The organism is Mycolicibacterium sp. lyk4-40-TYG-92 (assembly GCF_030209435.1).
In the GTDB taxonomy this organism is placed as follows: Bacteria; Actinomycetota; Actinomycetes; order Mycobacteriales; family Mycobacteriaceae; genus Mycobacterium.
This window is the reverse complement of the sequence record NZ_JARVRX010000007.1, coordinates 161,835-180,285: the sequence shown is the minus strand read 5'-3', so window position 1 is coordinate 180,285 and position 18,451 is coordinate 161,835. Positions and strand designations below refer to the sequence as shown.

Sequence of the window (18,451 nt, the reverse complement as noted above, 5' to 3'; positions counted from 1 at the left end):
GTTGCCGAATTCCAATGAAACATTGAAATTCGTTCTTAATTCCGGACCTCGCCTGCAACCGACGGGTCTGCTGTGACAGGATGGACGCCAGTTACTCCACGATCGCTCTACACTTTGATCGCTCTACACTTTGACACCGATTGACGGTCCAGACTGCAAGGGGGCAGAAGATGCCGCTAACTCCGGCTGACGTCCACAACGTCGCATTCAGCAAGCCGCCGATTGGCAAGCGCGGTTATAACGAGGATGAGGTCGATGCATTCCTCGATCTCGTCGAGACCGAGCTGACCCGGCTGATCGAAGAGAACAGCGATCTGCGGCAGCGGGTCGCCGAGCTCGACGCCGAGCTCCAGTCCGCCCGCACCGGCCAGCCGGTCGCGGCTCCGGTCTTCACCCCGCCCGCACCGGAGCCCGAGCCCGTCGCGGCAGCCGCGCCGGTGGCCGCTCCTGTCGCTGCGCCGGTCGGCGAGGACCACCACGTCCGCGCGGCCAAGGTGCTGAGCCTGGCCCAGGACACCGCCGACCGTCTCACCGGTTCGGCCAAGGCCGAGGCCGACAAGACCCTCGCCGACGCCCGCGCCCAGGCCGATGCCCTGGTCAGCGATGCCAAGCGCACCGCCGAGACCACGGTCGCCGACGCCAAGGCACGCGCCGAGGCCATGCTGGCCGACGCGCAGACACGTTCGGAGACCCAGCTGCGTCAGGCCCAGGACAAGGCAGACGCCCTGCAGGCCGACGCCGAGCGCAAGCACACCGAGATCATGGGCAACATCAACCAGCAGCGCACGGTGCTGGAAGGCCGCCTCGAGCAGCTGCGCACGTTCGAGCGCGAGTACCGCACTCGCCTCAAGACCTACCTGGAGTCCCAGCTCGAAGAGCTCGGCCAGCGCGGCTCTGCCGCTCCGGCGGATTCGGCGGCCGGTGGCGAGGGTGCTGGCTTCGGCCAGTTCAACCGGGGCAACAGCTGACGGCTGACCAATGCTGATCATTGCCCTGGTCCTTGCCCTCATCGGGCTGACCGCGTTGGTGACCGCGATTGTCACCAGCAATGAGCTGATCGCCTGGGTGTGTATCGGCGCCAGCGTCATCGGGGTGTTGCTGCTCATCGTCGACGCGCTGCGGGAACGCTCCCGCGGCGGCGCGGCACAGGCCGACTCCGCCGGTGCCGACGACGAAGCCGCCGCCGATACCGCTGTGGTGGCCGCCGTGGACTACCCCGAGGACGACGCCGAGGCCGAATCGGAAACGGTTGTCGCCGAAGCGGTTTCGGACGACGAGGCCGACGCTGCCGTGGCTGAGGCCGAAGAGTCCGAAGGTGACGAGGCCGAGGCGGCGGCGGAATCCGCGGAATCCGAAACTGCCGACGAGCCTGAGGCTGCCGAAAAGGCCGAGGACGCCGACGCTGCGGACGCCGACGAAGCCGACGAGCCTGCGGCCGCCGCCGACGAGGCGGAGGAAGCAGAAAGCGCCGAAGCCGGAAGCACCGAAGAAGCCAAGGCGGACGAGGACGAGGCCAAGAAGGCCTGAGCCCCGGCGCTCCCGATTTCACCCTGATAGCACCGCCGCGACGGATTTCCGTCGCGGCGGTGCTATTTCTTCATCGCGAGCCGGCCAGAGAAGTGCCTGGCTGCCGTCGCCAGGCCTTTGCGATGCGGTGATTGAAGCCAGGTGCCGTCTGCGGCCGCCGGAGGTCCCTGAGCTCAATAACCGCCGCGGATCGCCACCGCGATTGAACTCACGTACTTCTCGAGACCCCTCCGGCGTGATCGGCCACGTGATCGGTGCCGCTGTCGGCAGCCATGAGCGCTGGCCGGGTCGCGCCCGGGTTATTTCGAGCTTGTTGCGTCGATACGTCGGCCGTGAATCACGCGGGTCACGAACCACAGGGTGCTCCAAGTGAGTCCCTATTGACTTTGCTGACACCGAAGGGCAACAGCTGCGGCATGGGGCGTCCGTACATATGTAGCCAACCTATTTCCGTACTGGGAGGCCTGGAGGCACTGTGAGTCTGTTGAGTCGTAACCGCGACATCGAGCACTGGGATGCTGAGGATGTTGCTGCGTGGGACGCCGGTAACAAGGACATCGCCAAGCGGAATCTGATCTGGTCGATCTTCGCCGAGCATGTCGGTTTCTCCGTCTGGTCCATCTGGTCGGTGATGGTGCTGTTCATGCCGCAGGCCGTCTATGGCATCGATGCGCTGGGCAAGTTCGTCCTGGGTGCCGTCCCGATCGCGGTGGGTGCTTTCATGCGCATTCCCTACACCATCGGACCGGCCAAGTTCGGTGGCCGCAACTTCACCATCTTCAGCGCATTGATGCTGGCCATCCCGTGTGCGCTGACCATGTACTTCATGATGCATCCGGGCACGTCGTACACGACGTTCCTGATCGTCGCGGCGGTCGCCGGTTTCGGTGGCGGTAACTTCGCGTCGTCGATGACCAACATCAACGCCTTCTACCCGCAGCGGTTGAAGGGCTGGGCGCTCGGCTTGAACGCCGGCGGCGGCAACATCGGTGTCCCGGCCCTCCAGATCATCGGCCTGGTCGTCATCGCCACCCTCGGCAACCGTCGTCCGGAGGTCGTGTGTGCCATCTACCTGGTGCTGCTGGCGGCCGCGGCCCTGGGCGCCGCGCTGTTCATGGACAACATCCAGGGGCAGAAGTCGAACCTGTCGGCGATGGTCGAGGCCATGAAGTTCCGCAACTCGTGGGTGATGTGTTTCCTCTACATCGGCACCTTCGGTTCGTTCATCGGTTTCAGCTTCGCGTTCACCCAGATTCTGAACATCAACTTCACCGCGCAGGACGTCGCGCCGCTGCTCGAGAAGTACCACGTAGCATCGGTGGCCAAGCTGCCGAAAGAAGCCGCCAAGGAGCTCGCCAAGGCCACCTTCGACGCCTCCATCCACACCGCGTGGATCGCGTTCCTGGGCCCGCTGCTCGGCTCGATCTCGCGCCCGTTCGGCGGCAAGCTGGCCGACAAGATCGGTGGCGGAAAGATCACGCTGTACACCTTCGTCGCGATGACGCTCGTCACCGGCGTGCTGGTGAGCACCGGCATGTGGGACGACGCCACCAAGGGCCCGGCGACGGGCGCTCAGATGGCGGTCTACATCACCGCGTTCATGGTGTTGTTCATCCTGACGGGCATCGGCAACGGCTCGACCTACAAGATGATCCCGTCGATCTTCGAGGCCAAGGCGCAGGGTAAGGACGAGTTGGGTGCCGCGGAGAAGATGCTGTGGTCGCGCAGCATGTCGGGTGCCCTGATCGGCTTCGCCGGCGCGGTCGGTGCGTTCGGCGGCGTGCTCGTCAACATCGTGCTCCGGACGTCCTATGCGGGTCCGTCGCATTCGGCGACCAGCGCGTTCTGGGTTTTCCTCGGTTTCTACGTGGTGTGCGGCATCGTCACGTGGTTCGTGTTCCTGCGCCAGCCGCACCTGCGGGCGGCGACGGGCGAGCACGTCGGCCGGGACTTCGTGCCGGCTACCTAGCGGCCGGCCGGGAATGCCCCGCGGGAGTGCCCCGCGGGGCATTTCCGCGCCTGTGATCCAGATAACTGGTCCAACCAGTTGACCAGTTGTCGTGGCGACCCCGATCATTGAGCTCATGGACATCGCCCCCGTCGCGCGGTCAGCGGTCAGCGACTCGGTCTTCGCGCACCTCGTCGACGAGATCCTGTCCGGCCGCGTCGCGGTCGACGAGGCGCTGCCGTCCGAGCGCGAGCTGGCGCTGGCCTTCGCGGTGAATCGGCATGCCATCCGGGAAGCGCTCAAGCGGCTGCAGCAGGCCCGCCTGGTGCGAATCAGCCACGGTGGCAAGACGCGGGTCCAGGATTGGCGCCAAACTGCCGGTCTGGACGTGCTCAGCACCCTCGCGGCCACTGGCGCGGTACCGGCGTTGCAGATCGCCCGCGACATCATGGTGATGCGCCGGTCTGTGGCCGCCGATGCGGCCCGGCTGTGTGCGGGCAACGCCACCGACGACCAGCTGGCGACCATCGCCGCCGCGGCCGCGGCGTACCCGGCGCAGCGCACCGACGAATCCTTCGCGGTGGACCTGACGTTCTGGACCGCGATCATCGACGGCAGCGGCAACCTGGCCTACCGGCTCGCGTTGAACACGCTGGTCGCGGCGTTCGCCGACATCGGCTTCGACTCGATCGCCGACCTCGGCATGGCGGCCGAACTGGCCGACCGCGACGCCCACATCACGCTGGCAGAGCACCTCGTCGCCCGCAACGCCGACGACGCTCATCGCGTAGCCGACGAGCTGCTGGGCCGCGTCGTCGACACCCTTTCCGCTCAGCAGTAGGAGTCACTGCCCATGTTCGATCTGATCCTGCACGCCGTGCCGGTGTTCGTGATCTGTCTCGTGCTGGAGGCACTGTCGTTCCGCTTCCTGCCGGATGACGACGAGGTCGGTTACGAATTCCGGGATTCCCGAACGAGTCTCACGATGGGTATCGGCAACGTCGTCATCAACATCGGCTGGAAGCTGGTGGTCCTGGCGGCGTTCAGCGCGGCCTACCTGGTGACGCCGGTACATCTGCCGGCCGACAATCCGCTGACCTGGATCGCGCTGTTCGTCGCCGACGACTTCGTCTACTACTGGTATCACCGCACGCACCACACGATTCGCCTGTTCTGGGCCAGCCACGTCGTGCACCACTCCAGCGAGCACTACAACCTGTCGACCGCGCTCCGGCAGACGTGGACGCCGTTCACGGCGCTGCCGTTCTGGTTGCCCTTGGCGTTCCTCGGCTTCTCGCCGTGGATGATCCTGCTGCAGCAGTCCGTCAGCCTCCTGTACCAGTTCTTCATCCACACCGAGAGGGTCGGAAAGATGTGGCGGCCCATCGAGTTCGTGATGAACACGCCGTCGCATCACCGCGTGCACCACGGGTCCAACGACCAATACCTGGACACCAATTACGGTGGCATCCTGATCATCTGGGACCGGCTGTTCGGCAGTTTCCGGCCCGAAGGTGAGCGCGTGGTCTACGGCCTGACCAAGAACATCAAGACCTTCAACCCGCTGCGGGTGGCCACTCATGAATACACCGCCATCTGGCGCGATGTGCGCGTGGCCAAGACCTGGAAGCAGCGTTTCGGCCACACCTTCCGCGGGCCGGGATGGTCACCGGACACCGCGTAACCGGGGTCACAGATTTCCGGCACGTTTCGACCGTGAGTCCGACACGAAAAATGGTGCGCACCAGGACGTGACGATCATGTGCGCTCGGTTTGACGCGCAGTACATAGTCGCGCAACGGCTGCGGAATTGACAGCCCGTAGAACTGAGCACATGACCACCGCAGGGCCGCACACGACACGCAGCGCGTGCTCGTACTGCGGTGTCGGTTGTGGCATTTCGGTTGAAACCCGCCCCGACGCCGGTACCGGGCTGCCCGTGATCGCCCGTGTGTCCGGGGACCGCTTGCACCCCGCCAATTTCGGGCGGCTGTGCACAAAGGGCGCCACGCACGCCGATCTGGTGGCCGCGGACGACGGCCGGCTCACCACCGCGCTGTTGCGGCGGGGCGGTGAGATGGTCAGCATCACCACCGACGACGCCACCGCGGAAGCCGGCCGCCGGCTGCGCGCCATCATCGACGAGCACGGCCCCGACGCTGTGGCGCTGTACGTTTCGGGTCAGATGACCATCGAAGCCCAGTACCTGGCCAACAAGCTGGCCAAGGGCTTCATCCGCACCGTGCACATCGAATCCAACTCCCGGTTGTGCATGGCGAGCGCCGGCACCGGATTCAAGCAGTCGCTGGGCGCCGACGGCCCGCCCGGGTCGTACACCGATTTCGACTGTGCCGACCTGTTTTTCGTCATCGGCGCCAACATGGCCGACTGCCATCCGATCCTGTTCCTGCGGATGGCCGACCGGATTGCCGGCAAGAACGGGCCGGGCGCCAAGCTGATCGTCGTCGACCCGCGCCGCACCGCGACCGCCGAGAAGGCCGATCTCTTCCTGCAGATCAAACCAGGCACCGACCTGGCGCTGCTCAACGGTCTGCTGCACCTGTTGGTCGAAAGCGGCGCGATAGACCACGAATTCATCGCCGAGCACACCGAGGGCTGGGAGGCCATGCCCGCGTTCCTCGCCGACTATCCGCCGGCGAAGGTCGCGGCGATCACCGGACTACCCGAAGCCGACATCCGCCGCGCCGCCGAGATGATCGCCGAGGCAGGGGAGTGGATGTCGTGCTGGACCATGGGCCTGAACCAGAGCACCCACGGCACCTGGAACACCAACGCCATCTGCAACCTGCACCTGGCCACCGGAGCCATCTGCCGGACCGGCAGCGGCCCGATGTCCCTGACCGGCCAGCCCAACGCCATGGGCGGCCGCGAAATGGGTTACATGGGACCGGGTCTGCCCGGGCAGCGCGCCGTCACGTCGGCCGCGGACCGGGCGTTCGCCGAAGAGCAGTGGGTGCTGGAACCCGGCACCATCCGCACCGACGTCGGGCCCGGCACCATCGAGATGTTCCGGCAGCTGGCCACCGGTGACATCAAGGCGGTATGGATCATCTGCACCAATCCCGTTGCCTCCGTGGCCAATCGGCGGACCGTCATCGACGGCCTCCAGGCCGCCGAACTGGTGATCACCCAGGACACCTACCAGGACACCGCGACCAACGCGTACGCCGACATCGTGCTGCCCGCCACGCTGTGGGCGGAAGCCGACGGCGTCATGGTCAACTCCGAACGCAACCTCACCCTTTTACAGCAGAGCATCCCCGCCGCCGGTGACGCGCGGCCCGACTGGGAGCTGATCTGCAACGTCGCCCGGCACATGGGGTTCGGAGACGATTTCGACTACAAGTCCAGCGAGGACATCTTCACCGAAATCCGGCAGTTCACCAACCGCCGGACCGGTTACGACCTCAGCGGCGTGACCTACGAGCGGCTGCGGGAGACCCCGCTGCAGTGGCCCTGTCCGCCGGACAGCGGCGACCGCAACCCGATCCGCTACCTCAACGACGGCGTCAGCCAGGACCTGTTCGTCGGCGCGGACGGGCGTCGTCCGCGGCTGGCGTTCCCGACGCCGTCGCGGCGGGCGGTGTTCCACGCGCGCCCGCACATGGACGCCGACGAACTGCCCGACGACGAATTCCCGTTGGTGCTGAACACCGGCCGGCTGCAACACCAGTGGCACACCATGACCAAGACCGGCAAGGTGGAGAAGCTCAACAAGCTCACCGGGAAGCCGTTCATCGAGATTCATCCGACCGACGCGGCGGGCCTCGGCATCACCGATGGTGCGCCGGTCCAGGTTTCGTCGCGCCGCGGCACGGCGGTCCTGCCGGCCGTCCTGACCGACCGGGTGCGGGCGGGCAACTGCTTCGCGCCGTTCCACTGGAACGACCAACAGGGCGACCAGCTCACAATCAATGCCGTCACCAACGATGCGGTGGACCCCGCTTCGTTGCAGCCCGAATTCAAGGTGTGCGCGGTGCGCCTGGCGCCGGTCGTGACCGAGCCCGCCGTCGCACCTCTGGCCGCGCTCACCGGTGCCGGGACGCACCCACTGGCCGCCGCACTCGGCCTGGCCGGACCTCCCGAGCTCAACGACACCGAAAAGGTCTACCTGTCAGGCTTTTTCAGGGGTATCCAGCAGTCCGCCGGGGTCCCGGTGCTGCCTGCGTCGGCGCCTGTCAGCCGCACGGTGCGGCTGTGGGTCGACGGGGCGCTGGCCGGCGCGCACAGTGTCTCGCTTCCGGCTGCCGCCATCGATGTGCAGTCGGAGCCGGCGCCCTCGGGCCCGCTGGTGCTGTGGGCGTCGCAGACCGGCACGGCTGAGGAGTTCGCCGCGGGGCTGGCCGCGCGGATCCCTGGGGCCCGGCTGCAGGTGCTCGACGACACCGCGCTGGACGACGTCGCCGCTGCGAGCGAAGTGCTGGTCGTGACAAGCACTTTCGGGGACGGTGGACCACCCGACAACGGCGCCGACTTCTGGGATCGCCTGAGTGCCGGGGATGCGCCGGACCTGTCCGGGGTGCGGTATTCCGTGCTCGGGATCGGCGACCGGGCCTACGAGAACTTCTGCGGCTACGCCAAATCCCTGGACGGCCGCTTCACCGAACTGGGGGCCACCGCGCTGCTGGACCGCGCGGACTGCGAGGTGTACGACGACGAGCCGCTTGCGCAGTGGACCGATGCTGTTGTCGAGTTGGCCGCGCCGGCCCCGCAGGCAACGACCGCACCTGCCGTGCCGGCCAGGCCCGCTCCCAGACCCGCCAGGCCCTTCACCCGTAACAACCCGCTGCCGGTCCCGTTGTGCCGCAACACTCTGCTGACCACCGGCGGCACGAAGGAAGTCCGCCAGATCGGCTTCGACCTGTCCGGCCACGACGTCAGCTATGGCGTCGGTGATGCGCTCGGCGTGGTGGTGGCCAACTCCCCGGAGGCCGTATCGGCATGGCTGGCGGCCACCGGGCTCTCGGGCGACGAGGTCATCGAGATCGACGGCGACGAAACCGCACTCCGCGATGCGCTGACCACGTCGTACGACATCTGCAAGGTGTCACCGAACCTGATCAACTTCCTGGCCGACCACAGTGGCGCCAAGGCGCTGCGGGCGCCCCGGGAAGAACGCGACCGCTGGCTCGACGGCCGCACCGGCCTGGACCTGGTCGAAGAGTTCAAGGTCCGTGCGGAGCCCGAGGAGTGGCGAGATGCGTTGGTGCGCCTGGCGCCGCGCTCCTACTCGATCTCGTCCAGCCCGCTGGTGAGCCCCGACGAGGTGCAGCTGACGGTGTCGGTGGTCCGTTACGAGGGCGTCCGCGGCGGCATCCGGCACGGCGTCGCGTCCACATACCTGGCCGACCGGGCGCAGACGGTTCCGGTGTTCCTGCAGTCGGCGCCGCACTTCCGGCCGCCCGAGGACGCGCTGACTCCGATGATCATGGTCGGCCCCGGCACGGGTATCGCGCCGTTCCGTGGCTTCCTGCACGAGCGCCGGGCACTGGGCCACACCGGCCGCAACTGGCTGTTCTTCGGCGACCAGCACCGGGCCGAAAACTATTACTACCAAGACGAATTGGAGGCCTTCGCCGCAGACGGGCTGCTGACCCGGCTGGACACCGCGTTCTCCCGGGACCAGGCGCGCCGGGTCTACGTACAACACAGGATGCGCGAGCACGGCGAGATCCTGTGGCGCTGGCTCGAGGACGGCGCGCACTTCTACGTGTGCGGCGACGCGACACGGATGGCCAAGGACGTCGACCTGACGCTCACCCACATCATCAAGACCCACGGCGGCATGTCCGAATCGGCAGCACACGACTACAAGCGTGAGCTGATCGCCGACAAGCGCTACGTCCGCGACGTCTACTGATCTGCCTGCCGGGCCAGGCGGTCCGGCGGTACCGCTGCACACCCGGCCGTTTCAGGGTTGACTGGAGCTTGCCGGAAGGAGCGATGTCGATGGTCATCGAGTCAGATGCAGCATCGGGGCCACCGCTTGCGGTCCCGCCCCGGGGCGCTGCCCGCCACATCAGGTTGACGTCCCACAGCGGCGCCGCCGACGCCCTGCCGATCCACTGGGGCGCGGCCACCGCTGCCGAGCGCGGCCCGGTGATCGGGACCACCACCACGCGGGCGCACCGCAACGTGATCGGCACCCACAGCGGGTCCTACAGCGTCTACCGGGCATTGGCGGTGGCCGCCGGTGCACTCTCGCCCGAGCACCGTGCCGACCTGACCAACACCGCTCCGACCGATGTCATCGGCCCGTACCCCCAGTGGAGCGATCCCGCGGCGATCGTGAGCCTGGACCCGTGGGGTGCCATGGTCGCGGAGGCGTTCACCGCCGAACTGGCCGCCGGCCACGACATCCGGCCGACCATCGCCATCACCAAGGCCCATGTGATCCTGCCGGAGGTCGGTGAGGCGATCGTCAAGGGCCGGCTCCGCCCGGACGGTCGGGTGCTGCTGGACAACGGCGCCGCCTTGGTGACCAAGGCGGCCATCGAGCCGGTCTGGTTCCTCCCCGGGGTTGCGGCGCGATTCGGTTGCAGCGAAACGGAACTGCGCCGCGTGCTGTTCGAGGAGACCGGCGGCATGTACCCCGAGCTCGTCACGCGCAGCGATCTGGAGGTCTTCCTGCCACCCATCGGCGGGCAGACCGTCTACATCTTCGGCGAGGCCCGCGACCTCGCCGATCCCAACGTCGAGTTGACCGCCCGCGTGCACGACGAGTGCAACGGCTCAGACGTGTTCGGCTCCGACATCTGTACCTGTCGGCCGTATCTCACCCATGCCATCGAGGAGTGCATCCAGGGTGCGCAGCGCGGCGGGGTCGGGCTGGTGGCCTACTCCCGCAAAGAGGGTCGCGCCCTGGGCGAGGTCACCAAGTTCCTGGTGTACAACGCGCGTAAGCGTCAGGTGGGTGGCGATACCGCCGACCAGTACTTCGCCCGCACGGAATGTGTTGCCGGAGTTCAGGATATGCGGTTCCAGGAACTCATGCCCGACGTGCTGCACTGGCTGGGTATCCGCAAGATTCACCGGCTGGTATCGATGAGCAACATGAAGTACGACGCCATCACCGGCTCGGGCATCGAGGTCGTCGAACGCGTCAACATCCCCGACGATCTGATCCCGGCCGATGCCCGCGTCGAGATCGACGCCAAGACCGCCGCCGGTTACTTCACGCCCGGGCCCGTGCCCGACGCCGAGGAACTCAAGATCGCCAAGGGCCGCGGACTCACGACATGACGATCAGCACCGGCACCGGCACCGGCACCGGCACCGGCATCGACAGCGCCGTCGCCGTCGGCATCCTGCGCAGCACCGCAGCCATCCGTGAACGTGCCGACTTTCTCCTGAATCGAGCGCGCGCGGGGGAGTCGCGCTGGTTCGTGGTCGACGACGAAGCCCTGGCGCAGGCCGCCGGCCTCGTCGCCGCGGTCACCCGCACGCGATATCCCGACCTGGCGATCCCGTACCACAGCCGCTGGCGCCATTTCGAGGCCGGCGGCGTCGACCGCACCGCCGATCTGCGTGCCCGGCTGGATGCGCTGGACCCGCCCGCGCGGGCCCGGGCGATGATCGACCTGGCCGTCGTCAGTGTGCTGCTCGACGCCGGCGCTGGTCCCGACTGGGGCTACGTGGAACCGACTACCGGGCAACGCTTTACGCGGTCCGAGGGACTGGGTGTGGCCAGTTGGCATGCGGTTGCCGACGGGACGTTCTCCAGCGACCCGGCCCAGCCCTGGCAGGTCGACGCCGCGGCACTGCGCACCATCGACGACGCCGCCCTCGGCCGGGTATTTCAGGCCGGGCCCGACAATCCGCTGGTGGGGCTCAGCGGCCGGGTACAGCTGCTGCGCCGCCTCGGTGCCGCCCTCGAGAGTCATCCCGACGTCTTCGGGCCGCAGGGGCGTCCCGGTGGCCTGTTCGACGTGTTGGCCGGCCCGGCAGTCGATGCGCACGACATCCTCGTTCTGCTCCTCGACACCCTGTCCGGGGTCTGGCTGTCCGACAACGACATTGGCGGTACCCCGCTCGGTGACTGCTGGCCCCACCCGGCGGTGCCGGGGGTGGGCTTGTCACAGGGGTGGATGCCGTTCCACAAGTTGTCGCAGTGGCTGACCTACTCGCTGCTGGAGCCGTTCGAGTGGGCGGGCGTGCCGGTCACCGGGCTGGACGCGCTCACCGGCCTGCCCGAATATCGCAACGGCGGCCTGCTACTCGATACCGGGGCGCTGCGCTTGCACGATCCGTCGATCGCAGCCCGAACGTGGTCGGTGGCCGACGAATTGGTGGTCGAGTGGCGAGCCTTGACCGTCGCGCTCCTGGATGCGCTCGCGCCGCTGGTGCGCACCGGGCTCGGCCTCGACAACTCGGCACTGCCGCTGGCCTGTGTCCTCGAGGGCGGTACCTGGGCAGCCGGGCGCTCCCTGGCGCAGCAGCTGCGGGCCGGGAACCCGCCGCTGTCCATCAGCAGTGACGGCACGGTTTTCTAGGAGGGCGCCATGGGTAACCTGCATCTCGTCGACCATCCGCTGGTTCAGCACAAGCTGACGCTGATGCGGCAGAAAGACGTATCCACCAAGGGTTTTCGTGCACTGCTCAACGAGATTTCGATGCTGATGACCTATGAGGTGCTGCGCGATATCCCCGTGCACGAGATCGAGATCGACACGCCGCTGGAATCCACCACCGGCATGGTCATCGACGGCAAGAAGCTGGTCTTCGCCTCGATCCTGCGAGCGGGCAGCGGCATCCTGGACGGCATGCTCAGTGTCGTTCCCGGCGCGCGCATCGGCCACATCGGTCTGTACCGCGACCCGAAAACCCATGTCGCCGTGGAGTATTACTTCAAGATGCCGAGTGAGCTGCACGAGCGCGACATCGTGGTGTGCGATCCGATGCTCGCCACCGGGAACTCGGCCGTGGCCGCCATCGACCGGCTCAAGGAGTACCAGCCTCGCTCCATCAAGTTCGTCTGTCTGCTGACCTGCCCGGAGGGCGTCGCAGCCATGCAGGCCGCCCACCCCGAGGTCCCGATCTACGCCGCCGCGCTGGACCGCCAGCTCGACGAGCACGGCTACATCGTGCCGGGCCTCGGCGACGCCGGCGACCGCATCTTCGGCACCAAGTAGTCATGCCGAACCCGAACAGGCGGACCGTGCTGCGTGGCGCCGGGTTGGCCCTCGGCGCTTCGGTGGCGACCGTCGGCGTCGCGAGCCCGGCCCATGCCCAGCCCGATCCCAGTCCGCAAGACCTGGCCCACCTCCGGCACACATTCGTGCTGGCCGAGCAGGCGCGCCAGGCGGGCGGCGCCCCCTACGGCGCCCTCGTCGCCGATGTCGCCGGCACCGTGGTGGCCGAGCACGGCAACACATCTTCCGTCGACGGCGGTGATCCCACCGATCACGCGGAGATGGTCACCGTCCGCAGTGCCTGGCGCGCTCTCGGCGATGACGGCATGAGGTCGGCGACGCTGTACGCCAGTACCGAGCCGTGCACGATGTGTGCGGGCGGCGCCTACTGGAGTGGCATCGGCCGAGTGGTGTACGGCATGTCCAACACCCGGCTGCTCCAGTTCACCGGCGGCGATCCGAAGAACGCGGGCTACGCGCTGCCGTGCCGCGACGTCCTGCTGCACGGCTACCGCCCGATCACCGTCGTCGGGCCAATCCTGGAAGACGAAGCAGCACAAGCACATCAGGATTACTGGCATTGACCGCGCGGGAATAGGGAGAGCTCGTCGATTGTGCGCTTTGTAGATAAAAAGGCTTGTGATTGTGCACGATGCCCTGTAGTCGTGGTCTCGGACGGCCTAGTGTGAGATCGATGGATCTACTGTCCGAGGTGACGTGCACGTAACGCCTCCTGGCAACGCAGCCAGATACTGGGAGCCGCCGTCGGAGCGAGTGGCCGAGCTCATTCGCGCCGCGGTAGGCCGGTTGCTCGACAATCCCAAGGACGTCTACGCACGTGTGGACGAGGCAGTCCTGGCTACCGGAAGTCCCCGGTACGGGGCGACGGAGCCGGGATTCGCCGACGCCCTGCGCGCGAGCGTCAGAGCGAATATCAGTCATTGGGCCACAGCCAGTCTGAAGGCGCCGGGTATGCCGGTCACGCCGAACATCGGCTCCGAGAACGTCGATCTGGCGCGAGATGTAGTGCGGCACGGGTTCGATACCGCGATCCTCACGAATTTCCACGCGGGTCAGAACGCGGCCATCCAGACCTGGACGGCGATGGCTTTTGCACTGACCGACGACGTCAGTGAGCTTCGGGAATTCATCGACGTGGTGAGCCGGTCGTTGTTCGCCTATGTCGATGACACGCTCGCCGCGCTGTACGAAATGATCGAAACCGAGCGCGGCCAGATCGCCGATGTCGACCACGCCGCTCGCCTCGAAGCCGTTGGCTTGGTACTCAAAGGTGCCCCGATAACCGTTCGGCGCGCCAGTCAACGACTGCGTTATGAACTGGATAGGCACCACCTGGCGGCCATCGTGTGGGCAGACAGGGATCCCGCCGACGCCGGTGCTCTCGAGCGGGCGGTGACCGCCCTCGGACAGGCTGCTGGCGCAGTGCGGCCGCTGACGATCCTGACGAGCCCGGCCACCATGTGGGTATGGCTGTCGGGAACGGACGTTTTGGACATCGCTGATGTGGCAGCATCGCTGAAAGATCAAGTCGGAGCGCGGATCGCGATAGGTTCGCAGGGGTGGGGGCTCGCGGGTTTCCGCCGCGGTCATCTCGACGCGGTGGTCACGCAACGGCTCATGCGACGGATATCGCCCGACCATCGGGTGGCGATCTACGACGATGTGGAACTTGTCGCGCTGACGACCGGCAACGAAGAACGTGCGGCGGAGTTCGTCGGGCGTACCCTTGGTGATTTCGCGTACGCGGACAGCGAGTTACGCGAAACAGTACGTGTCTACCTTCGCGAAGGGTCCAGCACAACGGCCGCTGCGAAGGCCCTATATGCCCACCGAAACACGGTCGTCAATCGCCTTGACCGGGCCCGTGCGCTGCTGCCGCGTCCGCTCGAACAGCGGACGCTGCAGGTGGCGCTGGCGCTGGAAATCGTCCGGGTCATCGGGGCTCCCGCCCAGGACTGATGAGCAGTGTGCCGCACGCACGGTAGCGGCTAATCATGTTGCGGGATCAAGTATTTCCATCTGGCGGGCCCGGCCTGTCTATGCGATGCCGACTGCACAGCCGGCGGGCGCGGTGGTAGGCAATGTGCCCTTGTCGGGGTCATCGGCGGGCCGCGAGCATGAGGTGTACATCCCGACGCTGAAAGGCCGCATGTGAATCACTACAAGAGCAACGTTCGCGATATCGAGTTCAACCTGTTCGAGGTTCAGGGCCTCGGAGAACTCCTTCATATGGGTAGATACGGTGACCTGGACGTGTCGACCGCGCGCAACATGCTCGTCGAAGTGGCTCGACTTGCCGAAGGGCCGGTCGCCGAGTCGTACGCAGCGGCCGACCGGGAGCCGGTATCGCTCGATATCGAGTCCGCGGAGATCATCGTCCCTGAGCCCCTGCGCAAATCGGTGTTGGCGATCAAGGAGGCCGGGTGGTCGCGGTTGGGCTTACCCGAGGCCATGGGTGGGATCGCTGCTCCCGCGCCCATGCGGTGGGCCGTGACGGAGATGATCCACGTGGCGAACTCGGCTGCGAGCTTCTTCGAGATGGGGCCGCAGATGGCGAGCGTGCTGTATGAGATCGGCAACGAACAGCAGAAGCACTGGGCTATCGAGGGTTTGGAGCGCGGCTGGGCAGCGACCATGGTCCTGACCGAGCCCGACGCCGGTTCCGATGTCGGTGCCGGGCGCACCAAGGCCGTACCGCAGTCCGATGGCACCTGGCACATCGAGGGCGTCAAGCGATTCATCTCCGGCGGTGACGTCGGCGATACGGCGGAGAATTTGTTCCACCTGGTGCTGGCACGGCCGGAGGGCGCAGCGCCGGGTACCAAAGGTCTGAGCCTGTTCTACGTGCCCAAGTTTCTGTTTGATCCGGAGACGCTCGAATTGGGTCGGCGCAATGGAGCGTATGTCACCGGTCTGGAACACAAGATGGGATTGAAGTCCTCGCCGACGTGTGAGGTGTCGTTCGGGCTGACCGAAGTGCCCGCGGTGGGATGGCTGGTCGGCGACGTCCACGACGGCATCGCCCAGATGTTCCGGGTCATCGAAAATGCTCGAATGCTCGTCGGTACCAAGGCGACAGGCACCTTGTCGACGGGCTATCTGAACGCCCTGGGCTACGCGAAAGAGCGCGTGCAGGGCGCGGATTTGACCCGTTCAGCTGATAAGTCCGCACCGCGGGTGACCATCACGCATCACCCCGAAGTGCGGCGCATGTTGTTGCAGCAGAAGGCCTACGCCGAGGGCTTGCGCGCGCTGTACATGTTCGCCGCCGCACACCAGGACGAAAGAGGCGAACTCGCGCAACGGGTCTCGGGCGCTATCGGTGACATGGTTGCCCGGGTGAACGACTTCCTTTTGCCCGTGCTGAAGGGCGTGGGTTCCGAGCGGGCTTACGACACCCTCAAATTGAGTCTGCAAACCCTGGGTGGTTCCGGTTATCTGCAGGATTACCCGATCGAGCAATACGTGCGCGACACGATGATCGACACGCTGTATGAAGGCACTACCGCCATCCAGGCGCAGGATTTCTTCTTCCGCAAGGTGATCCGCGACCGAGGCGGCGCACTCGGCCATGTCATGGCCCTGATCAAGAGCTGTGCCGCTGCGGACGACTTCGATGTGGAGTTGGGCGCGAGTCGAGCCCGGTTGCTTGCGGCGCACAGCGACGTCGAGGCGATGGTCGGGGCGATGACGGTGTATGCCGTCGCATCGCAGGAAGATCCGCACGAGCTCTACAAGGTCGGACAGGGCGCGGTGCCGTTGTTGTACGCCATGGGCGATTTGCTGGTGGGTTGGCGGCTCTTGGAGTCGGCCCGCGTCGCCTTGGCGGCGCTGGCCAACGGCGCCGACGGCAAAGATTGCTCGTTCTATGAGGGCAAAGTTGCTGTCGCGCAGTATTTCGCCGCGCAGGTACTGCCCGGACTCGGAGCTGCTCGTGCGGTCATCAGCTCGCTCGACAACGCGGTCATGGAGATCGATGACTCCGCATTCTGATCGCATACCGACACCGTTGCGAAAAGTCAAGGAGCACAATGTGACCAGGTGGACCTCTGCCGACATTCCCGACCAATCCGGCCGCACCGTCATGGTGACCGGCGCCAACAGCGGCCTCGGCTTTGAGACGAGCCTCGCGCTCGTCCGCAAGGGCGCCCACGTCATCATGACCGCGCGGGACCGCGGCAAAGGCTCTGCCGCCGCAGATCGGATCGTCGCCGAATACCCGGCTGCCAAAGTGGAACTGCGACTGCTCGATCTCGCCGATCTGGACTCCGTGCGCACTTGCGCCGCGCAGATCCAGTCCGACGGGCTGGAAGTGGATGTGCTCGTCAACAATGCCGGGATCATGTGGCCGCCACACACGCTGACGAGGCAAGGATTCGAATTGCAGTTCGCGACAAATCATCTCGGGCCCTTTGCGCTGACCGGGTTGTTGCTTGCTCAGCTTCAGCGTTCGGCGGCGAGGGGCAGCGACTGCCGCGTGGTGACCGTCAGCTCCGTCGAACATCGGGGCGGCAGAGTTCATTTCGACGACCTCGCAGGCGCGAGAAGCTACTCGCCGCGGTCCTACTACTCGCAGTCCAAGCTCGCCAACGTGCTTTTCGGACTGGAACTCGACCGCCGGCTGCGGGCCGCGAATTCGCCCGTCCGGAGTGTGTTGTCGCATCCGGGTTATTCGAGTACCAACCTGCAGTCCGCGGGCCCTACCGGAGTTCTGAAGTTCTTGTTCGGCTTTGTGGGTAATCGGACCATGGCACAGCCGGCCGCGCACGGCGCCTGGAACCAGGAGTACGCCGCCACGGCATCGGCGGTACAAGGTGGTCAATTCATTGGGCCCAACGGCTTCGGTGAATACCGCGGATACCCGACGATCGTGCAACCGGACAAGCCTGGTCTTGATCTGGCTTCCGCACAACGACTTTGGGATGTGTCGGAAGAGCTGACCGGCGTCAGCTATCAGTTGCCTGGGTAGGGTCGAGGCGCCCACGGGATGCTGCCACCTGCCGCAGCATCCCGTCGGCGCCGAACCGTGCCACGGCGATTTCGGCAAGGCGAGGAGCGATCTGGCCCAAGGCCAGCCAGGGCCGCACTGGTGCACCGGTGACCACGACCTCCGGGACATCATGCCGGATCGCCCACACTGTCCGATCCACGATCTTCTCGACGGTTGTCTCTCCGACCAGCGGACTGGAACGGAACCCTTCATCAAGCATTCGCTGGTACATGCCGTCGCCGGCAACGAATCCCGGGCACACCACCGAAAACCCGATCGGCTCCTTTGCATACTCTGCGCGCAGAGACTGATTGAGGCCGACGAGTGCGGCCTTGCTGGCCGCGTAGGGGGCCTGACAGGCCGGACCCAATTTGCCTGCGGCAGAGGACACGAAGACGACGTGGCCGCGACGGCGGTCGAGCATCCCGGGCACCACGCGATGCGTGAGCAGCATGGCTGCGGTCAGGTTCACATCGATCGTCTCCGTGAGTTCAGCCCGGGAGAGGTGTGTGAACGTCGATGCGATCTCGATGCCGGCGTTGTTGACCAACACATCGATCGGCCCGAGCTGGTCTTCAGTGCGGTCGATGAGGCTGTCGATCTCGCCGAGGTCGGACAGGTCGACAGGCACCCCTTCGGCGCGTACTCCCAAACCCCTCAGCTGAGCAACGACTGTGGCGAGCGCGTTCTCGCGGCGGCCGGACACCGCCACATGCATGCCCTCGCGGGCGAGAGCGTGCGCGATGTGCGTCCCGAGCCCGCCCGAAGCGCCGGTGACCAGAGCCGTGCGGCCGTGGAGTTCCTTCATGAGTG

General features: G+C 66.3%; 13 protein-coding genes and 1 pseudogene. 13 read left to right on the top strand and 1 reads right to left on the bottom strand.

Annotated elements, in window-relative coordinates:
* The first annotated feature begins 170 nt into the window (after window positions 1-170).
* From wag31 to QRN63_RS13085, 13 genes and pseudogenes are all read left to right on the top strand, one after another.
* Window positions 171-968: a DivIVA-like cell division protein Wag31 gene (wag31, locus tag QRN63_RS13145; protein ID WP_285031193.1), complete on the top strand. Its 798-nt coding sequence runs from the start codon at window positions 171-173 to the stop codon at window positions 966-968.
* 10 nt (window positions 969-978) lie between these two features.
* Window positions 979-1,350: pseudogene (locus QRN63_RS29650) on the top strand (hypothetical protein); the annotation flags it as partial.
* A 652-nt stretch (window positions 1,351-2,002) separates the two neighbouring features.
* Window positions 2,003-3,496 (top strand): nitrate/nitrite transporter, encoded by a 1,494-nt coding sequence (locus tag QRN63_RS13135; protein WP_285031191.1) that lies wholly within the window; start codon window positions 2,003-2,005, stop codon window positions 3,494-3,496.
* A 115-nt stretch (window positions 3,497-3,611) separates the two neighbouring features.
* On the top strand, window positions 3,612-4,316 hold the full coding sequence (locus tag QRN63_RS13130) for a FadR/GntR family transcriptional regulator (protein WP_285031190.1): 705 nt from the start codon (window positions 3,612-3,614) through the stop codon (window positions 4,314-4,316).
* 12 nt (window positions 4,317-4,328) lie between these two features.
* Window positions 4,329-5,159, top strand: coding sequence for a sterol desaturase family protein (locus tag QRN63_RS13125; RefSeq protein WP_285031189.1), 831 nt, complete (start codon window positions 4,329-4,331; stop codon window positions 5,157-5,159).
* A 150-nt stretch (window positions 5,160-5,309) separates the two neighbouring features.
* Window positions 5,310-9,356 (top strand): bifunctional nitrate reductase/sulfite reductase flavoprotein subunit alpha, encoded by a 4,047-nt coding sequence (locus QRN63_RS13120; protein ID WP_285031188.1) that lies wholly within the window; start codon window positions 5,310-5,312, stop codon window positions 9,354-9,356.
* A gap of 89 nt (window positions 9,357-9,445) precedes the next feature.
* Window positions 9,446-10,738, top strand: a complete 1,293-nt coding sequence (locus QRN63_RS13115) for a GTP cyclohydrolase II (RefSeq protein WP_285031187.1) — start codon at window positions 9,446-9,448, stop codon at window positions 10,736-10,738.
* Complete coding sequence (locus QRN63_RS13110; protein WP_285031186.1) at window positions 10,735-11,988, top strand: URC4/urg3 family protein; 1,254 nt, start codon at window positions 10,735-10,737, stop codon at window positions 11,986-11,988. The genes QRN63_RS13115 and QRN63_RS13110 overlap by 4 nt, the downstream gene beginning before the upstream one ends.
* Window positions 11,989-11,997: 9 nt before the next feature.
* Window positions 11,998-12,627, top strand: coding sequence for a uracil phosphoribosyltransferase (upp, locus tag QRN63_RS13105; RefSeq protein ID WP_267316747.1), 630 nt, complete (start codon window positions 11,998-12,000; stop codon window positions 12,625-12,627).
* Between the two features lie 2 nt (window positions 12,628-12,629).
* Window positions 12,630-13,211, top strand: coding sequence for a nucleoside deaminase (locus tag QRN63_RS13100; protein ID WP_285031185.1), 582 nt, complete (start codon window positions 12,630-12,632; stop codon window positions 13,209-13,211).
* A 190-nt stretch (window positions 13,212-13,401) separates the two neighbouring features.
* Window positions 13,402-14,607 (top strand): helix-turn-helix domain-containing protein, encoded by a 1,206-nt coding sequence (locus QRN63_RS13095; protein ID WP_285031183.1) that lies wholly within the window; start codon window positions 13,402-13,404, stop codon window positions 14,605-14,607.
* A gap of 192 nt (window positions 14,608-14,799) precedes the next feature.
* Entirely contained in the window at window positions 14,800-16,641 is a 1,842-nt protein-coding gene (locus QRN63_RS13090) for an acyl-CoA dehydrogenase (protein WP_285031181.1), read from the top strand.
* Window positions 16,642-16,732: 91 nt separating this feature from the next.
* Window positions 16,733-17,617, top strand: coding sequence for an oxidoreductase (locus QRN63_RS13085; RefSeq protein WP_285031367.1), 885 nt, complete (start codon window positions 16,733-16,735; stop codon window positions 17,615-17,617).
* On the opposite strand, the gene QRN63_RS13080 is transcribed toward QRN63_RS13085, so the two are convergent.
* Window positions 17,595-18,446 (bottom strand): SDR family NAD(P)-dependent oxidoreductase, encoded by an 852-nt coding sequence (locus QRN63_RS13080; protein ID WP_285031179.1) that lies wholly within the window; start codon window positions 18,444-18,446, stop codon window positions 17,595-17,597. The two genes, QRN63_RS13085 and QRN63_RS13080, sit on opposite strands and share 23 nt — an antisense overlap.
* Between the last annotated feature and the right edge of the window lie 5 nt (window positions 18,447-18,451).

Excerpts from the sequence above, each read along its gene's own strand:
- QRN63_RS13120 (WP_285031188.1), top strand. The coding sequence starts at position 5,310 with ATGACCACCGCAGGGCCGCACACGACACGCAGCGCGTGCTCGTACTGC.
- upp (WP_267316747.1), top strand. The coding sequence starts at position 11,998 with ATGGGTAACCTGCATCTCGTCGACCATCCGCTGGTTCAGCACAAGCTG.
- QRN63_RS13080 (WP_285031179.1), bottom strand. The coding sequence starts at position 18,446 with ATGAAGGAACTCCACGGCCGCACGGCTCTGGTCACCGGCGCTTCGGGC.
- wag31 (WP_285031193.1), top strand. The coding sequence starts at position 171 with ATGCCGCTAACTCCGGCTGACGTCCACAACGTCGCATTCAGCAAGCCG.
- QRN63_RS13110 (WP_285031186.1), top strand. The coding sequence starts at position 10,735 with ATGACGATCAGCACCGGCACCGGCACCGGCACCGGCACCGGCATCGAC.
- QRN63_RS13125 (WP_285031189.1), top strand. The coding sequence starts at position 4,329 with ATGTTCGATCTGATCCTGCACGCCGTGCCGGTGTTCGTGATCTGTCTC.
- QRN63_RS13100 (WP_285031185.1), top strand. The coding sequence starts at position 12,630 with ATGCCGAACCCGAACAGGCGGACCGTGCTGCGTGGCGCCGGGTTGGCC.
- QRN63_RS13085 (WP_285031367.1), top strand. The coding sequence starts at position 16,733 with ATGGTGACCGGCGCCAACAGCGGCCTCGGCTTTGAGACGAGCCTCGCG.
- QRN63_RS13115 (WP_285031187.1), top strand. The coding sequence starts at position 9,446 with ATGGTCATCGAGTCAGATGCAGCATCGGGGCCACCGCTTGCGGTCCCG.
- QRN63_RS13130 (WP_285031190.1), top strand. The coding sequence starts at position 3,612 with ATGGACATCGCCCCCGTCGCGCGGTCAGCGGTCAGCGACTCGGTCTTC.